Origin of the sequence: Mucilaginibacter sp. PAMC 26640, assembly GCA_001596135.1 — a bacterium.
Lineage (GTDB): Bacteria > Bacteroidota > Bacteroidia > Sphingobacteriales > Sphingobacteriaceae > Mucilaginibacter.
In genome coordinates this window covers 3,376,908-3,397,493 of record CP014773.1, presented here as the reverse complement: position 1 = coordinate 3,397,493, position 20,586 = coordinate 3,376,908, and the positions used below count along the sequence as shown (strand labels likewise).

Here is a 20,586-nt window from a genome sequence, read left to right as displayed (position 1 = left end):
CACTATTTTGTTATTTGATCGTAGTAGGCTACTACCTTTATCATGGAATCTTCCCTGGTCTGCCTAAACTTAAGGTGGTTCTGTTTTATAAATTGCTTCAATTCAGTTTGCTTGTCCCGCAAAATATCAAGCATTGAATTTTTATTCGTGAAACTTCGGTACGCGCCATTGTAAAATAGATACATTCTCATCAATTCGGATGTAAAGTATCTATCCAAAACGCCTGATGTGTTATTCTGGATTACCTTCTCGCGTTTCGCAATGAAGGTTGTTTTACCAGTATAAAGCTGATCATAAAAGCCTGCTACTAAACCCTGCATATTGGAGTTGTACGCAGGATCCATGCGCTTAAAATGATGCCCAAGGATATCAAAACGCTGCACCATCGGGCTCAAAAGCTCAATACTTGCTATTTTGCTGGGCAATTGCATGACCACCGCATCCTTGTTTAGATCATATAAAACAGATAATCCTTTAAAAACAAAACCGTCATACTCAACGTCAGCTATAACAAAATCAGGCGTATCTTTAAAATAGGCGCTTCCCTTTATCAAGCGATCGTAAAAATCGTACTCCGGCCCGTTATACAACCGTGACTGATGACCAATGGCAATAGTATAGTTTGCGATGATATTGTCGATTACCGGCTGCCTGGAAACCGTATCAACATAACTGGGTTGGGCATAGTTATTTTTACTGAGCAAAAAGAAGCTCATAAAGGCGGCAAGGTTCAGGTAAAAAGTATGCTTCATCAAATGATAGGTATTTGAATTCTGAATCTACATACTTTTAGTTAAAAATCAACACATTAGCGAGAGAAATCCTTCAAGTGATTAATTGTAACGTATATGTTACCCATTGAAATTTCCGGTAAATACCCTTGATGATGTGAACGGCCAAGTTTGCCCCTGCTAAGAATGAAAATTACGCCAGTTTAATACAACAATTAGCTTAACGCTATGGAAAATACCGTGCGGTTACGGTCGATGGATTTTAATGAAAATTCATATCCATGGTTTAGCAAAATTTCGCGCACCAAGGTGAGGCCTATCCCCTGCCCGTCCTTTTTAGTGCTGAAAAATGGCGAAAATAGCTGGGCGCTGGCTTCCTCGCTAATCCCTTGTCCACTATCGGTAATGGTAAGGCATTTTGTTTTTGGATTGATGTTCAACTCAACCTTGCCTTCGGTTTCAATTGCCTCAATGGCATTTTTCACAATATTGATTAGTGCTTGCTCCATTTGTTGTACATCGGCGCTGATCAAAATAGCCTTTGCGGGTGGCTGGTAGAGAAGTTCTACATTGCGCTCCTGTGCTTTTAGCTGCATCAGTTCGATGACGGAAGATACCAAGTGATGCAGGTCGGTTGGCTTTTTATTGGCCGGCGGCAGCTTTACCAAATCCGCAAAATTGCGCATAAAATGGTTGAGGTTTTGGTTTCGGTCAAACGCTACCTGCAGCGCATTGCTCAGCATATGATCTGGCTGCGACTGCCAGAGGGTTTCTGTTTTTAAGGCAGATTGCAGGATAGAGTTGACGGGACCAATGGTATTATTTACCTCGTGCGCCATCATACGGATCACCTTACCATATGCATTTTTCTCTGCGGCCAGGATCTCGGCAGTTAACTCCTCTATCATCAAAAATCCCCGCTGAAAACCCCTGTCTACAAAATTTGAACGTTGAATTTTATAGGTATTGATGCCGTCGGGTTTTACGGTAATGGTATCACCTGTCTTAAGGCCTGCGGCCTGCTGAAGCAAGGGCTGGGCAATACTGCCAAGATTTTGCCCGGTAAGTTGTTTTAATGTTAAACCCAGCACAAGAGCCGCTTTTGGATTCAGCTGCTGAATATTATCATCATGATCCAGAATAACGATTCCTGTTGGCGAGGTATGGATCAGTTTCTCTAAAAAGAAATGCTGTTCTTCCTGGCGGGTGCGTTCATTTCTCAATTCGTCTATCATATGATTATAAACGTTAATCAGTTCATCAACCTCGTGCTTCCCGGTAGGCAAAAATTTTACATTAAAATCCTGGTCTTTAATGGCCTCTATACCCTGCAAAAGCATCTTTATAGGGCTGATGAGCTGCCGGTAAAGCTGTACAGCGATCACTACCGAGATGATCACAAAAACCTCGGATACGATAAAGAAAATCCTGTCTTTATTAAAAATATAGAAACTCAGCCCCAGTGTAAGCAGGTGCAAAATCACGACGAACAGGATGTACTTAGTCCTCAGCCTCATCGTAAGGAATTTCAAATTTATCCAACCTGCGGTAGAGTGCGCTCCGGGTTAGCCCAAGCGCCGTTGCCGCTTTACTTACCTTATTTTTGTGGAAAGCCATGGCCCGCTTAATCATTTCTATCTCCATTTCCTCCAGCGTAACGGTGCCCACCCCCGGCCACTTGGCGTTACCCTGCTTCTGCGGCGAAAGTTCCAGTTGTGTTTTAAAATCATCTATCTCCAGCAAGTTCTTTTTGGTGACGAGGATAGATCGCTCCACTAAATTTTTTAACTGGCGGATATTACCGGGCAATGGTAATTGCTGCAGCCATTTCATAGCGCTTTTAGCCACCGTTAGTTCGGGCCGGTTGTAGATCTGTTTCAGGTTGTTGATAAAAAAATCTACAAGCAGCGGGATATCTTTTGGGCGCTCGCGCAAAGCAGGCAGCGTTACGGTGATCAGGTTGATACGATATAATAAATCCTCCCGGAAGGTGCCATTATTGGCCATTGCCGTGAGGTTTTTATTGGTTGCGCACACAACGCGCACATCCACGGTTTTGGTGCGGCTGCTGCCGAGCACCTCATAGGTACGGTCCTGTAGTACGCGCAGCAGCTTAACCTGGCTGCCGGCATCCAAATCGCCAATCTCATCTAAAAAGATGGTGCCTTTATTAGCCATTTCAAACCTGCCGGCCCTGTCAAACCGGGCATCGGTAAAAGCGCCGCGGATATGGCCAAACATTTCACTTTCAAATAGCGAGGTAGAGATACCACCCAAATTCACTTTGATGAATGGCTTATTTCTTCGAAGACTATTCTGGTGCACCGCTTCGGCAATCAGCTCTTTGCCCGTACCGCTTTCGCCCATAATGAGGATGGAGGCATCCGTGGTGGCTACCCTCCCAATGGTCTCCAGGATATGTAGCATCTGCGGGTCTTCGCCAATAATGTGCTGAAAATTATATTCTTTATCCAGCTGTTTACGGGTATGCTGCACCGGATTTTCCTCCCGCAGATCCAGCAGTGTTTTTACCGACTGCAGCAGGTGGCCGTTATCCCAGGGCTTATTGATAAAGTCATTAGCACCCATCTTCATCCCCTGCACGGCCAGGGCAATGCTCCCCCAGCCGGTGATTAGGATCACCGGAATCACCGGATTAACCTTTTTAATTTCGCCCAACAGTTGCATGCCTTCCTCGCCAGTTGTGCTAATGGAGAAATTCAGGTCGAGGATGATCAGTTCCGGGCTGTCCGTTTTGATGATCCGCAGTGCCTCCGTCGGCGTTTCTGCACCGGTAACATCGTACCGTTCGCTTCTAAGCAAAAGTTGCAGGGAGGTGCGAACGGCAATGTCATCATCAATAACCAATATCATACTTCAAAGCTAAATTTTTATTCCTCATGTAAAGCAACTGCCGGGTAAATTGCCGCAGCCTGCCTGCCCGGATAAAACGAACAAACCAATACCAGCAGATAGATAAAAATGATTGCCAATACCATGGCGAACAGGTAAACACTCGCGGGCAGATCAAAAACGTTGAGCAGCGGGAACTGCACCGCGAAGAATGCGCCTATGATTAGCGACAAAGTAGCCAGGATCATGGCCTCGTAAACCAATTGGCCCGATACTGCGCTGCCTGCCGCGCCAACAGCCCGGCGCAGACCTATCTCACCGCGTCGCTTGTTAATATTATACCAAAGCACACCGAAAATGCCCAGCGCCACATTTATAATAAGGAAAGTGGCAACAATTGAAAGGATGATGAGCGGCACCAGCGTAAACTTGTTATACTCCACCAATTTATTATCCAGGTGCTCTATTTCAATATTGGATTTTTTGAGGGTGCCGGCCATTAATTTATAGAGTTTCCCTTCAAAGGCTGCATCAGCATCCGGACTTACTTTTACAAGAATTTTTCCCATCCACTTATACGCACCGGTATCACTACGGTTATAAATACCATAAGTGGGTGACTGGTAATCGCCATTGGTTTTGATATCATCTATTACACCGATGATTTTACGTTTATTTTTGGGGTCGTCACCAAAAGGTTTGCCCACGGGGTCGGTTTTTCCAAATAGTTTTTCCTTTAATGTTTTATTAATAACAATCAGATCGGATTTGACGATCGGATCATCCTTAGTATACCAGCGGCCGGCAAGCATTTTTACGCCCATCGTGTTCACGTAATTATCGTCCATGAAGAAGTTGTTAACCCGATTAACTTTTTGCCCGTTATTAGTAATTGTAGTACTCATCTGATTGTTTGCGAACGGAATATTACTACTGGCGTAACAGGCATCAACTACTTGTGGCATACTTTTAATATTACGCAGCAGGGTTTGATAAACCAGCGTAACCGAATCGGCATTGGTGGTTTCCAGTGTGTGGTTATAGCTGATGGCCCAAACCCGCTTATATTCAAAGCCCATGGGTTTGGCGTAGTTGCTATAAGAGTTGAGTGCGAATGTAAATACAGCGAAGATTACCAGGAACGACAGCAGGATCTCCACTATAAGCAGGGAGTTTTGCTTCTTTTTATTCCAGATCATTTTAAACAGATGCTTGAACATAATATTTTTATTTTAAGTATTAATAAATAGCAATCAAGCCTTTAAGGCTTCAACAATGTTTAGTTTACTCATGCGCCAGGCCGGGTAAACACCCGAGAGCAAGCCGAAAAACAAACAGGTAAAAAGCGCATAAAACAGCACAGTAAAGTTTAAGCTGAGGTTCAGGTTTGCGATAAAACGGGCCTGGTTGATGAAATACATTACCCCTACCGATAGCAGCACTCCGATCATCCCGCCCAGGAAAGTTAGAATGAGGTTCTCGACAATAAACTGGTACACCAGCGTTCTGGACGACGCGCCAAATGCCTTGCGTACCCCGATCTCTGATGAGCGCTCCATAATGCGGGTGATGTTGACGTTTACAAGGTTTAAAGTTGGCAGCAGCATTACAAAAAGGGCAAACAAACCTATCGCGGTAAACGCATACACCATCCCCGAACTAGTTTCGTTGCCTGTACGCACATATCCCTCTATATAACTATCAGCATGGCTATAAACATGATCCCATTCTTTGCCGGGACTAGGTAGTTTGGCTACAATTCCGGCGTATTCCTTTTTCATTGCAGGCACATCGCCGGCATCTTTGGCCAGTATGATAGCGTTGAAATTACCCATATAGCCTTTATCCGCATCAAGCTTTGTTTTGGATGTAGTAATGGGCAGGTAAATATCGGCATACAGCACATAGGACGTAATCGGCAGGCTTCTCACCACCCCGCAAACACGGTATTTGATATTGTCAGCCTCTATATATTTGCCAACCGCCGTACTGTTGTCATCTCCAAAGTACTCTTTTTTCATATCTTCAGAGATAACGGTCACCCGCTCCGCATTTTCCACCTGCTGCTTACTGATGGATTTACCCTCTACAAATTCAAAGTCAAGCACCTCCCAGAAAGCAGCGTTGGTGTATTTATAATCAATAACAATTTTGCGGTTATTTACATACGTATTGGTAGACCCATATCCGGACGATATCGCCACCTTAACCGGTGTTTTCATTTTGGTGATATAGTGATCGATATAATAATAACTCAGCGCGCTTGAATTCATGGATTCCTTGCCCTTTAACTCCATCTTCCCGATATAAAGGGAGCGGTCGCGTTTTTTATCCGGGTAATTGTCATTGATAACTTTGTCTATAAAAGCCGTCATCACCAGCAAAATGGTTAGCGTAAAACTAATACCGAATAAGCTGATGAACGTGAAGAACTTGCGCCGCCTCAGCACGGCAATAGCTATTTTAAAATAATTTTTTAGCATGATCTTTTCTGTTTAGGCTGATGAACTATTGAACCTGCGAACCATCAAACAACCTCACCAAACGGTGCGTTTTTTGGGCCATGTTTTCATCGTGGGTAACCATTACAATGGTGGTACCATCGTTACGGTTAAGGTTAAGCAGAATATCCATTATCTCGTTACCCATAGCACTATCCAGGTTACCCGTAGGCTCATCCGCCAGGATGATCTCCGGCCTGCCCACTATTGCCCGGGCAATAGCCACGCGCTGCCGCTGCCCGCCCGAAAGCTGCTTTGGGAAATGCTTGATGCGGTTACTCAACCCCACTTTCTCTAAAGCCTCGGTTGCCAATTCACGGCGTTCTTTTGCGGTGGTGTCGCGGTAAAGCAAAGGCAGCTCCACATTGTCCAGCACCTGCAGATCGTTGATCAAATGGTAACTCTGGAAAATAAAACCCAACTTTTTATTACGGAATGCCGCCAGCTGCTTATCGCTGAATTTGTCGGTAGTTTGGTCGTCTATCCGGATGCTGCCGCCCGATGGCTGATCCAGCAGGCCCATTATATTTAGTAACGTACTCTTGCCGCAGCCCGAAGGACCCATGATAGACAGAAACTCTCCTTTCTCTATTTCCAGATTAATACTGTTTAAGGCAAGTGTTTGTATAGTGTCGGTTCGGTAAACTTTTTCGATGTTTTGTAATTGTATCATAGTGATTTGTGATTTATTGATTTAGTGATTTATTGATTATATTAATTTTATAGTTCATTAGTTAACTCACCCCGGGTTCGCTTCGCTGCCCGACCCTCTCTGCTACGCAAAGAGGGTGAAGCTCCGTCTTTCGGACTTTCGGACTTTCAGACTTCCGGACTTTCGGACTTTCGGACTTTCTTTCAGACTTTCTATCTTCCCGACTCATTTATAACTTATCTTTTCTTTTCTTTCAAAATCGTACAAGCTTAAATATCTTAACTGGTAATAGGCTCCCCAAAAATCGCGAAGGGCGGCTACGTAGTCGCGTTTGGCCTGGTCGTTTTCCTGAAAGGCGATGCTAAGATCGGTAATGCTGAGGTCGCCGAGCACATAGCGGTCGCGGGCTATTTTGTACTTTTCCGATGCAATACTATCCGCCTGGGCGGTAAACACCAGCTGATCTTTCATCATATTGAACAGTGTAACCTGCGTTACGATCTGCTGTTTGAAGGTTTGTTTGTCCTGCTCCACGGCGTATTCCACAAACTGCTCATTGGCTTGTGCGGTCTTCTCGCGGGATTTGGACCGCCCCCAATCCAGCACCGGGATGGCGAATTGCAGCTGCAGTAACTGCTGGTTCTGCGGATTGCGGTACACATCCGGGATGTTGCGGGCCGTATTGCTGTAACCGATGTTGGCCGTTAAGGTAGCAATCAATCCGTTTTGCCCTTTGGCTTTCGCTACGTCCCGTTTGGCTTCGGCAATGCGGCGCACAAAGGCAATGGCATCGCTGCGGTTGGCAAAGGCCTCTTCCAAAACCTTATCTGCCGATACCGTCATGTTGATAATGGTTGACGGCAGGGCCAGCGCTATCTTCTGCTCCCCTTCCGTACCGGTATAGGTGCGCAGGTTCAAAGTAGCAATTTCCATATCCCTTTTGGCCGTACCTACAGCCTTTTGCGCGTTGAGGCGTTCCAGCTGCAATTGCAGGATCTCGTTTTTGGAGATCTTCCCCAAATCGAACTTCACGTTGGCGATCTTCAGGATCTTTTCGGTATTGGTAAAGTTGGTTTCCGCTATCTTCAGATTTTCCTGTGCCAGCAGCAGATCGAAAAAATAGCCGCTCACCGTGATCGCTATCTGCTCCTGCGATTCGATATACGCCTGCTTGCTCTCGTTAAACTTCAGCGGCTCTATCTTTTTATCCCAGCGCAGCTGGTTAAACTGAAACAGCGGTTGGCTGTACCCTATGGCATAGGGCACGCCATTATAGAGCTGGTTATGCCGGTCGAAGTCGTAAAAGCGCTGCATGGAGGTGGTACCGTAAACCGAACCACCGGTGGCGGTAATGCTCTGGCTAAAATTCAGCTGCAGCGAAGAATTATCGTTATGCACCGGCTGGAACAATATGGTACCGTCCGGCTGCAGCACCTGCTGGGTAGTTTTGCTATAGCCCGGCAAATTGCCGCTTAACGATAACTGCGGCTGGTAATTCGACTTAAAGGTACGATACTGCCAATACTTATTCTCGCGCTGGGTTACGGCTTGTTTCGCGGCAATAGAATTGCGCTTAGCCATATCCACCACGTCCTGCAGACTTAGTAATACGGTATCTCCCCCGCCGCGGGCAAAGGCTGACGTGCAAAGACTGATAAAAAAGATGATGTACAGGTATTTCATAGCATCAATCTTTAATGGTGAGTTCCTTTACATTCTTGTACTCGCTCATATCCGATGTAATCACCATATCTCCTGGTTTTACACCGTCCATGATCTCTACATAATCAAAATTGATGAGCCCGATATGCACCGACCTGCGCTCCGCTTTGTTGCCGTTGATCACAAAGATCTCCTGGCTGGCCGGGCCCTTAAAGGCCGCACCGTTGGTTACCCGCATGGTTTTGGCGTGCACGGCGGTAACCGGGTACACATCCACCTTCATATTCGGTCGCAGCAGTTTGCTGTTACGCTCGTCCAGCTGTACATCGAAGCTAACGATGCTATTTTGAACCGAGGGGTACACGTTAACAATGTGCCCCTTCAGCTGACTATCATTGATCCGCACAACCACCGGCATGCCGTTGCGCAGCTGATCCATATAGCTATCGCTGATGCTGCCGTTCACCTTAAAGCTGCCCAGGTCGGCAATGCGGGCAAGCGCATCACCTTCGCGAACGGTGGCGCCGATGTTTTTATTTACATAGGTGACTACACCGCCACGGGTGGCAATGATATTGGCTAACTGGAGTTTGCGCTGTAAGGCGCTTTGGTCGTTTTCCTGGATCGCCAAAGCAATTTCCGCCTCTTTGATCTCTATCTGCATGGTTTGCTGTTTGCTTTTGATCTCGTTCTCCAGCTGTTTCTTTTCCAGCTGGGCCACTTTCAGGTTCAGTTCGGCCTGCTCAATGCCTTCACGGGTGCCGCCGCCGGCTTTGAACAGTCTTTTGGCATTTTCAACAGCATCGGCCAGGTTGGTGATGCGGAGCTGCTTAATGTCGTTGTTGCTTTGGATATCGAAAAAGCTTTTGTTGAGGTCGAGTTTCAGCTTGCTGATCTCGTTGCGCTTGCTCTGCATTTGGAAGTTGATCTTGTCAAACTCCGTTTTCGCGGCCGACTTATCCAGCGTGAGGATCGAACTCCCGGCAATTACTTTGGTACCCGCGTCTTTCAGTACAACTTTAATGGAGGCGTTGATGGGACTGGTGAGGATCTCTTCAAACTCGGGCAGCACCTCGCCGGTGGCGTTAAGCGTATTTTCCACGCTGCCTTGCTGCACTACGGCAGTAGTGATCTCGCTGCGTTTAATGCTGCCCTTCAGCGTACTGCGCAGCAGCCACACGGCAGCCACGAGTGCCAAAACGGCTACGGCCCCTATGATGATACCCTTCTTGCGTTTGCGGGCGGTTACTTCCTGTTCTATAATCTGATCCATTTGCTATGCGTTGTAATGCATAGGGGTTTGCAAGGGACATACCAAACTTAGTTTGTTGATTTACTGAAGTTTATGAGATTTTAAAGATTGGTTTTTGTTCGATTTCGGACAAAGTGGTTTGGGATTGGGAAGGATTTAGGAAAGGGGGATAGATATATATTTTGGCAATGCCTTCGGCCCGGGCTGTCTGCTCATACGCCTGCAGGCATTACGCACAGGGCCGGTATCCGCGACCATCCCTATTGCTAAAGCTGCTTATCTGTTGTAGTGCCCTTTGGATATTAACAAGATGATTTCTTTGTAAACGGCCACAGGGAAGCCGCTTGCTGTGCTGATAAAAATAGAGGTTGCTGATTTAAAACAACAATTACTGTAGCCACTAGTATACCGTCTAAAGCATTGACCTTTGCAGTAACTATAGAGTCCCGTGATCCGGGAACCGCAAAAAGCCAATTCGCTTATTGATATCTTACGCCCAAGCGGTCATCGATACGTTTAGTCATCAGCAAGATCATCAACAGACATGCAAACTGGTCTCAGATCAAATCCATTTTCATATGCCTTTTTTATGTGTAGACCGGGCCGGCATCTTCAAGTTAAAGGGGATTAGTAGGTCATACCTTTATACAATTTCAGCACAAGTTCCGTCAAGGCCGCCCTTAGTGCCGGGCATCTGCCTACATTTGATTTGTACCCACCCCTGGTACTTTATTAAACCATCATAACCATTACACTATGAAAACATTACAACAAAAGACAGCGTTGCTGGCTTGGGGGCTTTGCGTTGCATCGTTGCTAAGCAATTGCAAAAAAGATAATCCTTTATCGCCTCTTACCGAAGGAAAATCAATTTCGGCAGCAAACAGACTGGCGGCTAACTTGCCGAGCGTAAGCAGCCAGTATGAAGTGGCCACCATTTACAAACAAACAACGCCGGCAAGAATTTGCAGCGATGCTAATGGCACCCTTTATTTTACATCCTCCTACACTCACCAGGTTTTTAGCTATACGCAAGCAGGCGTGGGAAAACTACTCGTAACCTTACCGAGTGATAATACTGGCCTACTTGGCGAAGGCGGCCTTAAGGCCGGTAGTAACGGTACCGTTTACGGAACGCTTACAAGAGCCAATAAAATTTATAAAATAGACCGCAATAAGCATTTAAGTTATGTGCCGTTGAGTTTGAGTCTTAACGGACCGACCGATGTGGCAATAGGGCCTGATAGTAGCCTCTATATTGCAGATTCGCAGAACCGCCGCATTGTGAAGGTGAGCCCTGCCGGTATAGCAACCGTACTGGCTGGCCAGACCGGCGTGAGCGGCACTGCCGACGGACCAGCCGCTACAGCGCGGTTTAACCGGATCATAGCGATTAAGTTTGCTGCCGACGGCAACCTATACATCCTGGATAATAACAGCAGCGACCCATATGACTATAACGGCCAAAAATTGCGAAGAGTTACCGTTGGCGGTACGGTAAGCACCATATTTAAACTTAATGAAGCTGATACTTACATCAGAGATTTTGGACCAGCCAAGCGCGATAAGAATTTTAACGAAACCAGCCAGGAAAATTTTTTTATTATCAAAGTTAAAAACCCATTGGCGACAACTGACCTGTATAATATGGTGAGTCACATTAGCAGCACCGGAGTGGAAACAGCCCTTACCTCTTATACAGGCGGTTACGGTATCCTGGACGGGCCTGCGGACAAAGCTGAGTTTACCCTTTTAAGTGGCATCACGGTAAAACCATATGGTATCTTTGTAACTGACTACTACGGTGCAATAAGAGTGATTAAAAAAACGCTGTAATACCAGGATGCATTTTAATGACAGGGCAATGGACTGGTAACCATATGCTACTTACGCAATAACACGACGGCCGCAAGAAACAAAATTCTTTGCGGCTTTCTGATAAATGAATATTCTGAGCGTCATGACTTGAATCCGAACTCTCCATATGTAAAACCTATTGGCATAATTGAATTGATACCACCAAGCGAACACTCAACCCCGCTGCCGCAAGCGTTCCTGCCTAACCTGTAAACTTATTTTAGGACAATACATCGGCTACTTAGCGCGCGGCCACAAGCGAGGACGCTTGCGGTAGCATATTAACGTAATATTACAGCCGGGAGTGAAAATTACACAGGTATACCGCTGCGCCCGCTGCCGCAAGCGTCCCCGCTTGTGGCCCGCATGCAACTCAACGGATTCTTATTAATCCACGATGACTTTTACGCGACCGGGTATGCCGCAGTAATTGCGGGCGCTGCTGTACAAATATTCGTAGTCGTTTTCAACAAAGCCTGCTTCTACAGGATTGTTGTGCGTATAGTCGATCTTTTGCTGAATAACGGCATTGCTCCACAATTCGATGGGTTGATTGTGCTGCTGCCAAAATTGGTAATTCGTATTATTTGAGTTGGCTGCGCCTGCTTTTTTAAAAGCGTTTAATAGCCATTCGCGGCGGCTTTCCTGTATATTTTCTTCTATCAGCTTAGTCAATTTGCGGGAAGTAAAAGATTTAAAGCCGCCTATCAACGTATCCGGCTTTTCAATGGTGGATTTAAAAACCAAGTGAACGTGACTGGGCATAATGCACCAGGCATAAATTTCCATGCCTTTTTCATCGACGCAGTGATTCAAATTGTCTACCAGGCAATCGAAATATAACCGCCTTACAAAAACATCCATCCAAAAAATAGTAGCAAAACTTACAAAGTATAATCCTTCGGGGTTATGAAATTTATAATTACGGCTCATGGTTTAAAAATAATAAATACCAGATTTAACAGCAACATCCGATTTGCATGCGACCACAAGCGAGAACGTATGCTGTAGCATATTAAAGTGACTTACAAGCAGAAGTAATAACTAAACAAGTATTCTGCCGCCGGATGTCGCCCACTGCCCCCCCCCGCTGCCGCAAGCGTCCTCGCTTGTGGCCCGCATACAGCTCATACGAATGCAAATAAAAACGCTGCTGAATTGCATACTACTACTCAACAGCCTAGCCGGAAGAAGAGGCTACGATTCCAAAAATACAATTATGCCAAAATCAAAAGTTTGCAACTCATTCCTTGTAACAAAACCGAAGCCTCTACCCTGCTAAAAACTATCCACCCCACTGTATTTTTTTACCTTATCGCCAAACAAACTGCAAATATTTCAATTATATAGGTCGACGAAGTGCTGCAATAATTACCGTTCCCTCTCTATTTTTCCTACATCCTGCACTAACAAATTTTCACCCCACAAATTAAAATTCATTAAAATGGAAAGCAGGGAACATGCTGTCAAAAATTTGGCAGCAATTGAAATAAGGTACCATGCTTTTTTCAAAGAGCGTGCACTCCATATTATGGACTGCGTAAAAATAAGGGGTAAAAAACTGGTGAGCGTACATGTGGTCAACCAGTCGCTGCCCCCAGAGATCCAATCAGAGATAGATCTCGTTTGCTGGGTAGACTAGCAAATAGCAAAGGCAGGGACTAAAGTCCCTGCCTTTGCTATTTGTACCAGATGGCATGTGCTACCCGTTAAGCTATTTGCCTATCCTGTATAGTTTACCGCCATCGGTAACACCATAAAGGGCGCCGTCTTTACCGGTGGCAAGGGCACGCCAGCGTTCATTTTTATCCCTAACCAGGCGTTCCTCGCCTACTACCTTATTGTTTTTGATCACCAGCCGGGCAATATGCGAGCCGCTTAATCCGCCTACGAAAAGGTTGCCTTTCCATTCGGGGATTACGTTACTGGTATAAAAGGTGATACCTGCCGGAGAAATACTCGGGTCCCAATAGTAAATTGGCTGGGTAACGCCCTCTTTTTGCTGAATACCTTCTCCTACTTTGCTTCCGCTGTATTCAATGCCGTACGTTACTACGGGCCAGCCATAGTTTTTGCCGGCACGTACGATATTGATCTCGTCGCCGCCACGGGGGCCAAATTCTGCTTCCCAAAGCTCGCCTGTGGCTGGGTTCCAGGTCATGCCCTCAGGATTACGAAAACCGTAGGCAAAGATCTCGGGCAATGCACCTGCCTTACCCGCAAACGGACCATCTGCAACCGGTTTACCTTCTTTGGTAATATGGATCACTTTGCCGATAGCGGCACCCAGATCCTGCGCCTTTACCCGGATGTCATTGCCGGATCGCTCGCCGGTGCTTACAAACAGGTTACCCTGCTTATCAAACAAAATCCGCGAACCATACTGCCCGGATCCCTTGTAAGCCGGGATGGCGCGGTAGATCACTTTAATATTTTCTATAGAACTTTCGTTGGCCGCTAATTTACCCTTGGCTACCGCCAGGATGTAGCCATCGGCTACCGACTCGGCATAATCCCAGTAGATCATGCGGTTGGTAGCAAAAGCAGGGTCGATGTTAACATCAAGCAGGCCGCCCTGCCCCTCGTTTACAACAGCGGGGAGATTAGTGATGGTTTTATCAGCTTGCCCGTTGGCTTTGAGGATGCGCATGGTGCCGCGTTTCTCGGTGATCAAAAAACGACCGTCGGGCAGTACCCGAAGGCCCCATGGTTGTTTTAAATCGGTGCTGATGACGGTTGCTGAGATGGCCGTTGCGGTTTTCACACCCGGCGCGCGGGTTTGGCCCGCAAATGCCGATTTATAATCGCTGTTAGGCTTTTGAGTTTCCACAGGCGGCAACCCCGTATTTTGCTGTGCCGAAACTGTACCAACGATACTCACCGAAAGCAAAGCCCCTAAAAGAAACGTTTTTGAAGGTGTTGAAAGCATAATGTAATTCAAATAGATAAATGATAAACTAAAGTAGCATTTAGTTTTTGAATTACAGAATTTCATACGGCTGCGCCGTTAAAATCAGCCATGTAGCCAGGCGGTATCGAATCAGCAGGTTTAATTTAGCCTACATTAACAACGGCATCATCGTTGGTATCTGCCTCGTTTACCGGCACTTCGCAATGGTAACCAAAAAGGCATCGGCTCTTTATCATTTCGGCAACCTCTGGTGGCACAAACTCCTCCCAGCCCGGCGCCCCTTGCTTAATCAGCTCCAATACCTTATCTGTTTGTACATGCAGGTTGCTTTCTTTGTAGTGCCTGATGTCCTCAATTTTATTATTGGCAATCAGGTATCGGTACAGATCTATCAAATGTGGCGGCGGGTAAAAACGCAGGCAGTTCCAAATCACCCCATCGCGCAGGGTTGGATAGATAAACAGCTTCACCTTCCGGCTAAATAACGTTGCAAACGACTCCAGGATCCCGCCGGCAAGGTCCTTGTAATGCTCTTCAGAAAATATATATTCCAGGTTGGGATAACCCAGCACCACGCCCAGTTTAAGCTTGGTGATCTTAGACAGATAGGCGACCAGCTTATAGTATTCGTGGAAGTTGGAGATCAGCACCGTTTGCCCCAGCGAACAAAGGATATCCACCCTATCCAGGAAGTCTTTTTCGTCAATCTCCGCAGCTTCATCCGCGTTGCGCTCCTTTAGCGACTGCAGGGTTAGCTCCGTTACTACAATCACGTTATCCTTATCTACATCCGGCTCCTGCATAAATTGCTTTACGCCGGTGTTCAGCATATCCAGGTGCACGTTGATAATCGGCCGGAACCGCCCGCGGATCACTACGATATGCTTTTTATAAAGCACTTCAGATGGCTGCAGGTTATTGCCATCCGGGCCAAAAACCGCTGCATCAGAAAAACCATATTTTACCAGGTGCAGGCTCATCAGTCGGTTATCCACCTTCACAAAATCAGGCCCTTCAAAGCGGATCATATCAATCTGGATCCGGTCTTTAGACAGGTCATCCATCAACGAGGCCAAAAAAACCGGCGGGTTTTGGTTATAGTAAAAACAAGCGTATATAAGGTTAACCCCCAATATACCCACTGCCTGCTGCTGCAGGTTATTGTCGTTATCCAGCATTTTAACATGCAGCACCACATCGTTGTATTCGCCGTTTGGTTTCAGTTGAAAACGTACGCCCATCCAGCCGTGACCATCATTTGTTTTGTGGTAATTAAGTGCGGAGGCCGTATCAGAAAAAGCAAAAAAAGTAGTGGTATTGCCGCGTTGCTCGGCCAGGCGCTCAATCAGCAGCCCATATTCACGCTCCAGCATAGCTATCAGCCTGTTTTCACTTACATAGCGTTTCACCTGTTGGGCGCCATAAATAGCATCAGAAAATAGCATATCGTAGGCCGACATGGTTTTAGCTATAGTTCCCGACGATGCACCTGCCTTAAAAAAATTGGCAGCAACATCCTGGCCTGCTCCTATTTCGGCAAAGGAACCGTAAATAGTGGGATCCAGGTTAATGGCAAGCGCTTTTTGCTTGGTTCCGATATCTCTGTTGTGGACGGTACTCATACGCTTAGCTTTTGTGTTCCGGTAACCCGGTGTGGTCAATTAAATCCGAATAAAAATACGACTTTTCGGTTATACGAACCTAAACTTTAGAAAAATCAAAATTAAACATAATGTTCAATGAAAACTATATAAGTAACGTTAACTTATGAATCAGCGTATTTTGGAGAATTTTGTTTGCAACAAGTAAACCCCATTCAGGATTATACTTATAGACTAGCGGCAAGGGTGCAGGGTGATTCACTCCGTTTTAAAGTATATTATACATTTATCTAACTGACTGAAGATTAAATATTTAATGATCCGATTGCTGAAAATGGTGATTCACCAAAAACTCTAAAAACCTGATTATCAGGCAATATGCTGTTTCAGGTGATTCACATTCGTATGGTGAAACACCTGTAGGTAAATTGGATCAAAAACGGTAATAAAATGGCTTCACACTGAGGGCGTTGCCTTCGGCCCGGGTCATCCGCTCATACTGCACGGGCCTTAACCACCTGGCCGGTATCCGCTACTACCCCTAACGCGGAGATCACGGCCCTGCCCGATTGGCACGTGGTTCATCTGCCACCTATTGAAACAATAAGGTAGCACGATGCTTGTACAAGTATGAAAGAGCCGAAACCCAAGAGAAAAAGAACAACCGTTAAAACACCGCCGCTAAATGATGGCACTAACACACCTGTACCCTCACCAGGCATCCCGCCGAAATTAGCCGAAGGCGAGGCAGATTTGTACAGGCAGGCCGAAAACCCGCTGGGCGATCCGCACAAGGTTTAAAAATAGATCCTATAAGCGATTATAAATTACCGTATAAACCTATGTTTTATTAATATTGCTTGCAGGATTTAACGCAAAACATGAAAACTTTAGCCGATTTTAAATCGTCGCTCACCGCTGACCAACCAAATAGCCAACTTTCGGTACAGCTAAAAAGCCTCTGGTATGATGGCAAAGGCAATTGGCACCAGGCCCATGCCCAGGTAGATCAACTGAACGACCAGGCATCGGCGTGGGTACATGCCTATCTGCACCGCAAAGAAGGCGACAACTGGAACGCCGACTACTGGTACAGAAAAGCCGGAAAAAAGCGCCCGGAGGTGAGTTTGGAAAAGGAATGGGAAGAATTGGTGGAGTGGTTTGTTGAGTAGATCGGTAGACTATTACAATAAAGGTTTCCGTCAGAAGTGCCTCCTACGTAGCGCTTGGCTTGTTGTTTAATCCGCTATCACACTACCCCTTATGAGTACCACGCCAATCAATCACCCCCCCGGCAGCATCGCAATAGCGATTGGAAGGGTTTAGCCCGAAGGGCCGGAGCAACGCGAAGCCCTGGAAAGCGCGGGCCGCAGGCATTGCACAAATGATTGCCTTTTTAGGCGCACCGAAGCATTCAAGCGGGTTAATAGATCATCGTTTGGTTAGAATTGCAGGGGTGACCATACTCCTTGTTAATTTCAATTCCATATATAGTTAAAAAGGCTTAACTATAAAAACAAATATGATTAACTAAAAATTAAAACAAATTACGACTAAACATGTAATGTCAATTCAGATTTACTGACGATTACCTTACGAAATATGAAAAAGAAAAGTTTACTTAACTACCTTGCGGCCTCATTAATTATTTCGCTGGCTTTTACGGCTTGTCACAAAAAAGGAGGTGACACCCCTTCTCCGCAGCCTGGAGGGGATGCCTCAACGGCAGATGTATACGCAGCCGGACGGATCAACTTCATGGCTACTTATTGGAAAAATGGCGATGCCATAACATTGGGCTCAGCAGGGTCTGACGCACATGGTATGGCAATATTGGGCGGCGACGTGTATGTTGCGGGATCGCAGTCTGTTGGTGATGGGAAATCTATAGCGAAATACTGGAAGAATGGTGTGAGTGTTAACCTTACCGACGGAACCAAGTATGCCATGGCGAATGATATTTTAATAGCAGGTAATGATGTTTATATCGCCGGCGCTGAGGCGCAAAATGGAAGTTCCAACTACATTGCAAAATACTGGAAAAACGGAATTGCCATGTCTTTGCCCAGTGGTAACGTTGGGGCCGTTGCCAGCGCAATTGCCGTAGTTAATAATGATGTATATGTAATTGGTACAAGATCGCTTGACGTGTCTTCGCCGATTGTTTGTTATTGGAAAAATGGCCAGCTGACAGATCTTACCGACCGGAGCACTTACGCTACCGACCAGTCTATAGCGGTATCGGGCAGCGATGTTTATGCGGCGTGGTCTGCAACGTATAATACATCCGGCAAGCTTCAAACCAGCTATTCGAAAAACTTCGGGACACCCGTTACAATCAATGACGGAACACAAGATGCACGGGGATACGCCATAGCTGCGGCCGGCAATGATGTGTATGTGGCAGGATCTGGACCGGGTGCTAACGGCCAATCAATTGCTGCCAAATACTGGAAAAACGGCAACCCGGTTATGCTTAATAATGATACAAATGGCGCATTTGCACTAAGTATTGCACTATCAGATAATGATATATATGTAGGAGGATACACGGAAACATCAAACGGATCAACAGCTACTTATTGGAAAAATGGTAAGGCGGTAACACTTACCAATGGAGCAAATGATGCCCTGATCAGAAAGATAATAGTGGTGAAAAAATAAAAGTTTTGCTCTTACCTGCCTGATACTACAAAAGGGAATTGGAAGCGTTTAGCACAAGGGGCCGGAGCAACGCGCAGCTCCAAAAATACGAGCAGACAGCATACAATAATATTGTTAATGAGTTAGGGTATCAAAGGCTCATTCTCCCCAGGCGCTTTTTAAGGTTTCCACTTCGGCGGCCGTGATAGGCATAACCGTGCCGTGCCTCGGGTGGAAATCCATCGTAACATCATTATCTATTACCTTAAAATCCTCCAGGTTGGTGCTGCGGGTAAACTGGTATTTGCCCTCGGTGTACCGGTCATACATCAGTATATAGTCGGCACTGTTGTTGAGTTTGAAAACGCCGGCGCCTTCAACCGGCGATGTGGTCTGTTGCACATATTTATCATTCAGCAAATACCCTGTTGTCAGTTGATTTGATACCGCTATTTTTATCCCTTTCCCTTTGTCTTCGGTTTTGAAGAACAGGTAATACTTGCCATCTTTTTTTACAATATCGCCGTCTATGCACGAACCGCCATCCGGTTTGAAATACAGTTGTTTGGGAACGGTTGCAAGGCCTGTAAAATCCTTGTTGGCATAGGCATAATAGATTTTATCTGGTCCTTCACCAAACCGCATAGACCAATAGATCATATATTTATTAACCTTAGGGTCATAAATAGTTTGCGGTGCCCAAACACGGTTTACACCGGCAAATTCTTTAAAGACTTTGGGCACGTTCACCACATGCGATTGCCAGTGAATTAAGTCGGTGGATTTTAGCAGCACCATGGCAGAATCCGGGCCCCATCCAAATTTATCGGTATTCATATCGGTAGCAACCATAAAAAATGTTTTGCCATCAGCACCCCGCAGGATGTGGGGATCGCGTACGCCACCTGTTGAACTAATTTCTGCAGATTTTATAACCGGTTGATTGTGATTGAGCGCTTTAAACTTATAACCATCGCTGCTCAGCGCAAACCTTATGGCTTCCCCACCCTTGTCACCCGTAAAGTAGGTGAATAAGTAAGCACTGCAAAAAGGTTCTGCGGCGGCTTTTTTTGATTGGGCTACCCCGGCAATGGCGTTTAAGCAAATGAATGCGACGATTAGTACTGATCTCATTTTGAATTCTAAGTTATACAAATAGGCAATTATTATGGACCCCTAAAAAGCGATCGGCTTTTTAAGCCCGGATGATTGGCTAAAATAATAAATTATTTCACTGTAGTGTTTAAAACTACAGTGTGTAGAACACCCCGTCTCTCTTCACTAAAACAATAAACTAATATGCTAAATTTGTGTTCGTAATATCAAATTAGAACAATCAGCGTAAATAATAACGATCCTTACTATATTTACCGTAATTGTTTTGAATGCTGATATTGATATAGATGCAAAGCAGGTTATTATGTTGCAAAACCCCATCAAACGTATTTTTAAACTATCAACAACAAACAAACGGTAAGTGCAGCTGATGAAAATACGGATGGCTAAATTTTTACTGTTTATATTTATGGTGCAGAGTACCCAATTTGGAGAGGTGCTTAAAGTACCCTTGCTCGTAGCACATTTTATCCAGCATAAACAATTATACCCTGATACCACTGCCTACGGTTTTATTAAAATGCACTATTTTGACAAAACTGTTGTAGATGCAGATTATGCGCAGGATATGCAGTTACCCTTTAAAACAGTTGACACGCATTTCCTGTCGCTCCATTTATCATTGCCGCCTTTATGTATCCGGTTAGCCGCTACGGCTAATTATGTTCCTAAGAACAACCCGCCCATACATGACTTTGGTATGCCTTCCGCCTACCCGTCAGATTTTTTCCAGCCTCCAAAAGCCGTTTAATACTTTAATTTACAACAGTTTTAAGCTGTGCATATTTTATTAATATTAAGCAAATA

General features: G+C 45.5%; 17 protein-coding genes. 5 read left to right on the top strand and 12 right to left on the bottom strand.

Annotation, left to right across the window (positions count from 1 at the left end; genetic code table 11):
- Nucleotides 1–2: 2 nt before the first annotated feature.
- The 8 genes from A0256_14765 to A0256_14730 form a co-directional block, all read right to left on the bottom strand.
- On the bottom strand, nt 3–752 hold the full coding sequence (locus tag A0256_14765; GenBank protein AMR32595.1) for a hypothetical protein: 750 nt from the start codon (nt 750–752) through the stop codon (nt 3–5).
- Between the two features lie 194 nt (nt 753–946).
- Complete coding sequence (locus A0256_14760) at nt 947–2,248, bottom strand: histidine kinase (protein ID AMR32594.1); 1,302 nt, start codon at nt 2,246–2,248, stop codon at nt 947–949.
- Entirely contained in the window at nt 2,232–3,605 is a 1,374-nt protein-coding gene (locus tag A0256_14755) for a sigma-54-dependent Fis family transcriptional regulator (GenBank protein ID AMR32593.1), read from the bottom strand. The genes A0256_14760 and A0256_14755 overlap by 17 nt, the downstream gene beginning before the upstream one ends.
- A 17-nt stretch (nt 3,606–3,622) precedes the next feature.
- A complete protein-coding gene (locus A0256_14750) occupies nt 3,623–4,804 on the bottom strand; it encodes an ABC transporter permease (GenBank protein AMR32592.1) in 1,182 nt (393 codons plus the stop codon).
- 33 nt (nt 4,805–4,837) lie between these two features.
- Nucleotides 4,838–6,067 (bottom strand): ABC transporter permease, encoded by a 1,230-nt coding sequence (locus tag A0256_14745; protein AMR32591.1) that lies wholly within the window; start codon nt 6,065–6,067, stop codon nt 4,838–4,840.
- Between the two features lie 25 nt (nt 6,068–6,092).
- The gene (locus A0256_14740) at nt 6,093–6,758 is read right to left on the bottom strand and encodes a macrolide ABC transporter ATP-binding protein (protein AMR32590.1); all 666 of its coding nucleotides are present in this window, start codon (nt 6,756–6,758) and stop codon (nt 6,093–6,095) included.
- A gap of 204 nt (nt 6,759–6,962) precedes the next feature.
- Nucleotides 6,963–8,420, bottom strand: coding sequence for a hypothetical protein (locus A0256_14735; protein AMR32589.1), 1,458 nt, complete (start codon nt 8,418–8,420; stop codon nt 6,963–6,965).
- Nucleotides 8,421–8,424: 4 nt separating this feature from the next.
- Entirely contained in the window at nt 8,425–9,672 is a 1,248-nt protein-coding gene (locus A0256_14730; protein ID AMR32588.1) for an efflux transporter periplasmic adaptor subunit, read from the bottom strand.
- Nucleotides 9,673–10,407: 735 nt separating this feature from the next.
- On the opposite strand from A0256_14730, the gene A0256_14725 reads away from it, so the two are divergent.
- Nucleotides 10,408–11,487: a hypothetical protein gene (locus A0256_14725; protein AMR32587.1), complete on the top strand. Its 1,080-nt coding sequence runs from the start codon at nt 10,408–10,410 to the stop codon at nt 11,485–11,487.
- Nucleotides 11,488–11,895: 408 nt separating this feature from the next.
- Here the strand turns inward: A0256_14725 and A0256_14720 are convergent, their stop codons facing one another.
- Nucleotides 11,896–12,441 (bottom strand): transposase, encoded by a 546-nt coding sequence (locus A0256_14720; GenBank protein ID AMR32586.1) that lies wholly within the window; start codon nt 12,439–12,441, stop codon nt 11,896–11,898.
- Between the two features lie 511 nt (nt 12,442–12,952).
- Between A0256_14720 and A0256_14715 the strand changes: the two genes are divergently transcribed.
- On the top strand, nt 12,953–13,150 hold the full coding sequence (locus A0256_14715; GenBank protein ID AMR32585.1) for a hypothetical protein: 198 nt from the start codon (nt 12,953–12,955) through the stop codon (nt 13,148–13,150).
- A 72-nt stretch (nt 13,151–13,222) separates the two neighbouring features.
- Here the strand turns inward: A0256_14715 and A0256_14710 are convergent, their stop codons facing one another.
- Complete coding sequence (locus tag A0256_14710) at nt 13,223–14,437, bottom strand: glucose dehydrogenase (protein AMR32584.1); 1,215 nt, start codon at nt 14,435–14,437, stop codon at nt 13,223–13,225.
- A gap of 125 nt (nt 14,438–14,562) precedes the next feature.
- Entirely contained in the window at nt 14,563–16,041 is a 1,479-nt protein-coding gene (locus tag A0256_14705; protein ID AMR34560.1) for a nicotinate-nucleotide adenylyltransferase, read from the bottom strand.
- Nucleotides 16,042–16,901: 860 nt separating this feature from the next.
- Here A0256_14705 and A0256_14700 point away from each other — a divergent pair.
- Nucleotides 16,902–17,192 carry a hypothetical protein gene (locus tag A0256_14700; protein AMR32583.1) on the top strand — a complete coding sequence of 97 codons (291 nt, stop codon included), beginning with the start codon at nt 16,902–16,904 and terminating at the stop codon, nt 17,190–17,192.
- A 430-nt stretch (nt 17,193–17,622) separates the two neighbouring features.
- Complete coding sequence (locus tag A0256_14695; protein AMR32582.1) at nt 17,623–18,684, top strand: hypothetical protein; 1,062 nt, start codon at nt 17,623–17,625, stop codon at nt 18,682–18,684.
- 138 nt (nt 18,685–18,822) lie between these two features.
- Here A0256_14695 and A0256_14690 read toward each other — a convergent pair whose 3' ends face one another.
- Nucleotides 18,823–19,770: an arabinosidase gene (locus A0256_14690; protein AMR34559.1), complete on the bottom strand. Its 948-nt coding sequence runs from the start codon at nt 19,768–19,770 to the stop codon at nt 18,823–18,825.
- Nucleotides 19,771–20,140: 370 nt separating this feature from the next.
- Between A0256_14690 and A0256_14685 the strand changes: the two genes are divergently transcribed.
- The gene (locus A0256_14685) at nt 20,141–20,530 is read left to right on the top strand and encodes a hypothetical protein (protein AMR32581.1); all 390 of its coding nucleotides are present in this window, start codon (nt 20,141–20,143) and stop codon (nt 20,528–20,530) included.
- The last annotated feature ends 56 nt before the right edge of the window (nt 20,531–20,586 follow it).

Coding starts and splice junctions, on each gene's coding strand:
- A0256_14700 (AMR32583.1), top strand. CDS start 16,902: ATGAAAACTTTAGCCGATTTTAAATCGTCGCTCACCGCTGACCAACCA.
- A0256_14745 (AMR32591.1), bottom strand. CDS start 6,067: ATGCTAAAAAATTATTTTAAAATAGCTATTGCCGTGCTGAGGCGGCGC.
- A0256_14755 (AMR32593.1), bottom strand. CDS start 3,605: ATGATATTGGTTATTGATGATGACATTGCCGTTCGCACCTCCCTGCAA.
- A0256_14740 (AMR32590.1), bottom strand. CDS start 6,758: ATGATACAATTACAAAACATCGAAAAAGTTTACCGAACCGACACTATA.
- A0256_14720 (AMR32586.1), bottom strand. CDS start 12,441: ATGAGCCGTAATTATAAATTTCATAACCCCGAAGGATTATACTTTGTA.
- A0256_14705 (AMR34560.1), bottom strand. CDS start 16,041: ATGAGTACCGTCCACAACAGAGATATCGGAACCAAGCAAAAAGCGCTT.
- A0256_14730 (AMR32588.1), bottom strand. CDS start 9,672: ATGGATCAGATTATAGAACAGGAAGTAACCGCCCGCAAACGCAAGAAG.
- A0256_14750 (AMR32592.1), bottom strand. CDS start 4,804: ATGTTCAAGCATCTGTTTAAAATGATCTGGAATAAAAAGAAGCAAAAC.
- A0256_14710 (AMR32584.1), bottom strand. CDS start 14,437: ATGCTTTCAACACCTTCAAAAACGTTTCTTTTAGGGGCTTTGCTTTCG.
- A0256_14715 (AMR32585.1), top strand. CDS start 12,953: ATGGAAAGCAGGGAACATGCTGTCAAAAATTTGGCAGCAATTGAAATA.
- A0256_14760 (AMR32594.1), bottom strand. CDS start 2,248: ATGAGGCTGAGGACTAAGTACATCCTGTTCGTCGTGATTTTGCACCTG.
- A0256_14765 (AMR32595.1), bottom strand. CDS start 752: ATGAAGCATACTTTTTACCTGAACCTTGCCGCCTTTATGAGCTTCTTT.
- A0256_14695 (AMR32582.1), top strand. CDS start 17,623: ATGAAAAAGAAAAGTTTACTTAACTACCTTGCGGCCTCATTAATTATT.
- A0256_14725 (AMR32587.1), top strand. CDS start 10,408: ATGAAAACATTACAACAAAAGACAGCGTTGCTGGCTTGGGGGCTTTGC.
- A0256_14735 (AMR32589.1), bottom strand. CDS start 8,420: ATGAAATACCTGTACATCATCTTTTTTATCAGTCTTTGCACGTCAGCC.